This is a genomic window from Streptomyces ureilyticus (assembly GCF_011045025.1).
GTDB lineage: Bacteria > Actinomycetota > Actinomycetes > Streptomycetales > Streptomycetaceae > Streptomyces > Streptomyces ureilyticus.
In genome coordinates, this window is sequence record NZ_JAAKZX010000131.1 from 21,018 (window position 1) to 27,219 (window position 6,202).

A 6,202-nucleotide genomic window follows, 5' to 3' on the forward strand; every position below is an offset into this window, starting at 1 on the left:
TCGTGAAGCTGGTGGTGCAAGTGAAGCTGTTGCCGTCGCCGGAGCAGGCGGCGGCGCTGGCGGCGACCCTGCGCGCCTGCAACCGGGCCGCCGACCATGTCTCCCAGACCGCCTTCCAAACGGGCATCAAGGACCGCAACGGCCTGCAGAAACTGGTCTACACGGACATCAAGGCAACGTTCGGGCTGTCGGCCCAGCCCGCGGTGCGGGTGGTGAAGAAGGTCGTGGACGCCTACGGCGCGCTCACGGCGAGCCTGCAAGCCGGGCGGCTGGGCAATCCGGGGGCAAAGCGGTACCGCAAGGCCGTCGGCTCGCCGGTCACGTTCCATCCAGAAGCGGCGCAGCCGTTCGACGACCGGGGCTTGTCCTGGCAGACGGACGCGCGGACAGTGTCGATCTGGACGGTGGACGGGCGGATGCGCGGCATCCGCTACGTCGGCTCGCCGGACCAGCTCAAGACGCTGGCCGAGTACCGCAAAGGCGAGTCCGACCTGGTCCAGCGGGGCGGGAAGTGGTTCCTCATCGCGACCTGCGACCTGCCAGATCCCGAGGCGTATGAGCCGAGTGACTGGATCGGGGTGGACCGCGGCATCGTCAACCTCGCCACCACCAGCGATGACACCAACTACCAGGGCCGCCGCCTGGGTCGATACCGGCGCTGGCAGGCGCGTAAGCGGGCCGAGCTGCAGGCCAAGGGCACCCGTTCTGCCACCCGTCGTCTGGCCTGCCGGGCGAAGGAGGAGCAGCATCATGCCACCCACGTGAATCACCGGATCAGCAAAGAGATCGTGTCCGTCGCGCAACGCACCGGTCGCGGGATCGCCGTCGAAGAGTTGGACGGAATCCGCGAACGGGTACGGCTTCGCCGCGACCAGCGGGGCACCTTGTCTTCCTGGCCGTTCCACCAGCTCGGGCAGCACCTCGCCTACAAGGCCCGACGAGCCGGGGTGCCGTTCCTGCACGTGGATGCGGCCTACACCTCGCAGCGCTGCCCGCGCTGCGGGCACACGGAGCGGGCCAACCGGCCCGACCGGGACCATTTCCGTTGTCGTCGGTGCGGCCTCGCTGGGCCCGCCGACCACGTCGCCGGGGTCAACGTGCGCAACCGCGCCCGCTCGGCGTGGGTGTTCGTCACCGCACCCGTCCTCGCACCGGCCTGAAGATGCCGAATTGTGGGGAGATGCGACCCGTGACCGTCCTGTCGTAGGGGGCAGTCGGGAGCGCGACGAGGTGCGAACGACCGAGTACGCAAACTCGGCCGTTCGCGACCGAGAAGGTGACAAGCTCCGCCCGGCAGCGGAACCGGATGAGAGAGATCCTGCTCAGATGGGGCTCAGATGCGGGTGAATGCCTGCTCCAGGATGTCGAGGCCCTCGTTCAGCAGCTCCTCGCCGATGACCATGGGCGGCAGGAAGCGCAACACGTTGCCGTATGTGCCACAGGTCAGGACCAGCAGGCCCTCCTGATGGCAGGCCTTGGCGAGCGCGGCGGTGGCCTCCGGGTTCGGCTCCTTGGTGGTCGGGTCCTTGACGAGCTCGATGGCCATCATGGCGCCGCGTCCGCGGACGTCGCCGATGATCTCGTACTTCTCCTGCATGGCGCCGAGACGTGCCTTCATGACCGTCTCGATGTGCCGCGCCCTGGCGGCCAGGTCGAGCTCCTTCATCGTCTCGATCGAGCCGAGGGCGCCCGCGCAGGCGACCGGATTTCCGCCATAGGTGCCGCCCAGGCCGCCCGCGTGCGCGGCGTCCATGATCTCGGCGCGGCCGGTGACGGCGGCCAGCGGCAGACCGCCCGCGATGCCCTTCGCCGTGGTGATCAGGTCCGGGACGATGCCCTCGTCCTCACACGCGAACCACTGACCGGTGCGGCAGAAACCTGACTGGATCTCGTCGGCCACGAAGACGATGCCGTTGTCCCGGGCGAACTCGCTGAGCGCCGGCAGGAAGCCCTTCGCCGGCTCGATGAAGCCGCCCTCGCCGAGGAGCGGCTCGATGACGATCGCGGCCACGTTGTCCGCGCCCACCTGCTTGCTGATCTGGTCGATGGCCTGTGCGGCGGCCTCGGGGCCGCAGTTCTCGGGGCCGGTCGGCCAGCGGTAGCCGTACGCCATCGGCATCCGGTAGACCTCGGGCGCGAAGGGGCCGAAGCCCTGCTTGTACGGCATGTTCTTCGAGGTCAGCGCCATCGTCAGATTCGTACGGCCGTGATAGCCGTGATCGAAGACGACGACGGCCTGGCGCTTGGTGTGGATGCGGGCGATCTTGACGGCGTTCTCGACGGCCTCGGCGCCCGAGTTGAAGAGGGCGGACTTCTTGGCGTGGTCGCCGGGGGTCAGTTCGGCCAGCGCCTCGGCGACGGCCACATAGCCCTCGTACGGCGTGACCATGAAACAGGTGTGGGTGAAGTCGGCGAGCTGCGCGGATGCCCTGCGTACGACGGCCTCGGCGCTGGCACCGACGCCGGTCACGGCGATTCCGGAGCCGAAGTCGATCAGCCGGTTTCCGTCGACGTCCTCGATGATTCCGCCGTCCGCGCGCGCGGCGAACACGGGCAGCACGGACCCCACACCGGCCGCGACCGCGGCACTGCGACGGGCCTGCAACTCCTGCGACTTCGGGCCGGGGATGGCGGTGATGAGGCGGCGCTCCTGCGGAAGTGCGCTCATGAGGGGGCTCCCTGGGGTCTGGCGGCGGGGTCCAGCGGGGTCTGTGCGGAGAGGTCTTTTCGGACAGCTCGCTCTTCGGAGGCTAGGGGTGGGGGTGAGGAGTGGGCATGCTCCATGTGGGCGTTGTCGGCCTGCTGGGTTGTCCGCGGTGGACATGGCGGCGGCGGAGGTGTCGGACCCGGCGCGGCCCGGTAAGCGGTGAACTCCCCCTGCGGGGGCATTAGATTGGCTCGCTGATGGTGGATCGAACGGCTGGTCAGGGGACAAGGGCGATGGACAGCGACGGCACGCAGGACGCACGGGGCACGCACGCCGATCGTGTGCCGCGCCCGGCGGGGCCGCCTCGGGTGCCGCCACGGCCCGCGCAGGCGCCGGGCACGCCGGCGATGCCGGACGGCTCCGCCTTCCTGGCCTGGCTGCGGGCGCCGCGGCCCGAGGCGGCGCCGGGGGTGTGGCGGTTCGGGCATCGGCCGCGGCCGGACGAGGAGCCGGAGGTCGTGTCGAACCGGCAGTTGCTCAGCGGCGCGCTGATCGCCTTTCTCGTGGGGTGGCTGATCTGGTCACTGCTGTGGAACGGCTACCTGGGCGGCTGGTGGCTGGTGCCTCTCTACGCGATGATTCCCGATTCCTGGGCGGAGCCGGGCTCCTACACCCGCGTGGTCCTCAGCTACACCTGGTACACCGTCGTGGCCCTGATGATCATGGTCAGTGTCGGACGCCTCGGCCGCTGGGGCGAGGTATGGCGCCGGTTCGTGACGTCACGCCTGCGACGCCAGCGCGAGCGGCCCGTCGCGCCGCCGCCCCAGCGGGACCCCGCCGAGTGGCCCGGACTCCGCGACGCCGGAGCCGCCGACGCCGCCGAACGGCTCGCCGCCGAGGCCCGCTCCGGGCTGATGCGCGACGTCGACCATGCCCGCATCACCCGCGCCTGGCAGGGCGTACGCAGCGGCCGGCACAGTCTCGCCACGTTCACCGGCGCCGTGCTCAAGGACGGTGCCGCCGCCTGCCTGCACCCTTCCGGCGAGCGTGATCTTCCGGGGCGCCTGGCCCAGCACGACCTCGTCACCGGGCAGGTCCGGCTCGGCACGACCGCCGACGACCCGCGCAATCCCTACGCCTACCGCGGCACCGGACTCGGCGTCGGCCCCGAACTCCTCTGCACCTCCCTGCTCGCCGTCGGCCCCGCCGGATCCGGCAAGACCAGCGGAGTCGTCTGGCCGCTCGCCGAGTCGCTGTGCCTGCACGCGCTCGCCGGACGGGCCGCCGTCGTCGTGGTCGGGGCCGCGGGCGCGGGACTCGGGCCTGCCGACGCGTATGACGTCGTCGTACGGGTCGGAAGCCCCGAGTCCGTCTACGACCTCGACCTGTACGGCGGGACCACCGATCCCGACGAGGCGGCGACCGTCCTCGCCGAGGCACTGGTCGGCGACCTCACCGATCCGCACCCCGGCGGAGACCACCGCCGCTCCACCACCGTGCTCGCCCAACTCCTCGGCCCGTATCGCGCGGTCCACGGGCGCTTCCCCTCCGTGCCCGAACTGCGACAGCTCCTCGACGGCGCGCCCGGCCCGCTCGGCGCGCTGCGCAAGGCGCTCACGGAGGCCGGACAGGAATCACTGCTGCGCGAACTCGACGCCCGCGAACGGCAGTTGGGGCACCCGGGCGATGTCGGCGGAGTGCTCGCCGATCGAGTGGCGCTGCTGGACCGCCCCGCCTTCGCCGGGTTCTTCGATACGTCCGGTCAGTCCCGGCCCTTCTCCCTGCGCGCCCTGGACAACCCGGTGCGGGTACGCATCGACCTGCCCGAACGCGGGCACGCCGACGCCTCGCGGATCCTGGCCAGGCTTGTCCTCGCGCAGTTCACGGCGAGTGTGGCGGTACGCGAGGACCGGTCGTTGTTCGCATGTCTGGTGCTGGACGACGCGACGGGCGTCGTCACTCCCGAGGCCGTACGAGGAGTCCAGCGGCTGCGGTCAGCCAACGCCGGGGTGGTCATGACGCTGCGTACGCTCGACGATGTGCCGCGTCCGCTCAGGTCGCCGCTGCTCGGGGCGATCGGCTGCCGGATGGCCCTGTCTGGGCTCACACCCTGGGACGGGCAGGACTTCGCCGAGGTGTGGGGCAAGGAGTGGACCGAGGCGACGGACGTCACCGACCGGCAGATCATCGCCGAGACACCGCTGGGCAAGACCGCCCACGCCCTGCGCCGCGTGATCACGGGACGTGCGCCCACCGCCCGGGCCGTCACCGTCCGCCAGGTCGAACGTGAGCGGTGGTCCGCCTCCGATCTGGCGCATGCCGTTCCACCCGGGCATGCGGTGCTGTCGCTCACGAGCGTGCGCGGGGAACACGCGCCGCCCTTGCTGGTGGATCTTCGCGGCTGAGTCCGACAGGTGGCAGGACATCTGGACATAAGGTGACGCGGTCACCGTACAGTGAGGCAGAATCGACACAGGTCGTTCATACGTGACGGCCAAAAGATCACACCCTCTGCCAGTCACGGCACTTCCGCCACTTCGGTGAAGGCCTCGCCAGGAAGACCTGAAGGTCCCATGCCCCCGACGCTCGCCTCGCTCGTCCAGCACTCGGCGCTCAAACTCACCGTGCGCGCGGGCGAGGAGCACCTGGACCGGCCCGTCCGCTGGGCTCATGCCAGCGAACTCGCCGACCCCGTGCCGTACATGGAGGGCGGGGAACTGCTCCTGATCACCGCGCTCAAGCTGGAGGCGGAGAACCCCGAGGCCATGCGGCGCTACGTGAAGCGGCTCGCGGGGGCGGGGGTCGCGGGGCTCGGGTTCGCGGTCGGGCTCCACTACGAGGAGATCCCGAAGGCACTGCTCGACGCCGCGGAGAGCGAGGGCCTGCCACTCCTCGAAGTCCCGCGGCGCACCCCCTTCCTCGCCATCACCAAAGCCGTCTCCGCCGCGATCGCCGCCGACCAGTACCGCGCCGTCACCGCCGGCTTCGCCGCTCAACGCGAGCTGACCAAGCGGGCCTTGAGCGGAGGGCCCGAGGGCCTGCTGGCCGCGCTGGCCTCGCAGATCGACGGCTGGGCCGCCCTGTACGACGCGACCGGCGCCGTCGTCGCGACGGCGCCCGAGTGGGCGGGGCGGCGGGCGGCTCTGCTCACCGCCGACGTGGAACGGCTGTGGGAGCGTCCCCTGCCGGCCAGTTCCGTCGTCGGGGGGTCCTCCGAGGACGGCGAGGACGAGGACCGCGTCGAGCTGCACTCGCTGGGGACGGGGAAGCGGCCTCTGGGAGCGTTGGCCGTGGGTACCGCCGCGGCGCCGGGTACGGCCGAGCGGTACGCCGTGCATTCCGCGATCGCTCTGCTGACGCTCACGACGGAGCGGTCGCGGTCGCTGTATGCCGCGGAGCAGCGGATCGGGGCGGCTGTGCTGCGCATGCTGCTGGCGGGGCAGCCAGATCATGCGCGGGCCGCCGCGGGGGATCTGTACGGGGAGCTGCTCGACGCTCCGTATCGCGTGATCCTCGCGGAGTCCGGGGCGGTGCCGGGTACGCGGGGGCGGGGCG

At 71.2% G+C, this 6,202-nt stretch carries 4 protein-coding genes; 3 read left to right on the top strand and 1 reads right to left on the bottom strand.

The window, feature by feature from the left end; translation table 11 throughout:
• Positions 1–2: 2 nt before the first annotated feature.
• Positions 3–1,160, top strand: coding sequence for an RNA-guided endonuclease InsQ/TnpB family protein (locus G6048_RS31740; protein WP_328827541.1), 1,158 nt, complete (start codon positions 3–5; stop codon positions 1,158–1,160).
• Between the two features lie 173 nt (positions 1,161–1,333).
• On the opposite strand, the gene gabT is transcribed toward G6048_RS31740, so the two are convergent.
• On the bottom strand, positions 1,334–2,668 hold the full coding sequence (gabT, locus tag G6048_RS31745; RefSeq protein ID WP_165343048.1) for a 4-aminobutyrate--2-oxoglutarate transaminase: 1,335 nt from the start codon (positions 2,666–2,668) through the stop codon (positions 1,334–1,336).
• A 272-nt stretch (positions 2,669–2,940) separates the two neighbouring features.
• On the opposite strand from gabT, the gene G6048_RS31750 reads away from it, so the two are divergent.
• Together G6048_RS31750 and G6048_RS31755 are read left to right on the top strand one after the other, a co-directional pair.
• A complete protein-coding gene (locus G6048_RS31750; RefSeq protein WP_165343049.1) occupies positions 2,941–5,052 on the top strand; it encodes an ATP-binding protein in 2,112 nt (703 codons plus the stop codon).
• 168 nt (positions 5,053–5,220) lie between these two features.
• On the top strand, positions 5,221–6,202 hold a 982-nt coding region (locus G6048_RS31755; RefSeq protein ID WP_206342379.1), incomplete at its 3' end, for a PucR family transcriptional regulator ligand-binding domain-containing protein.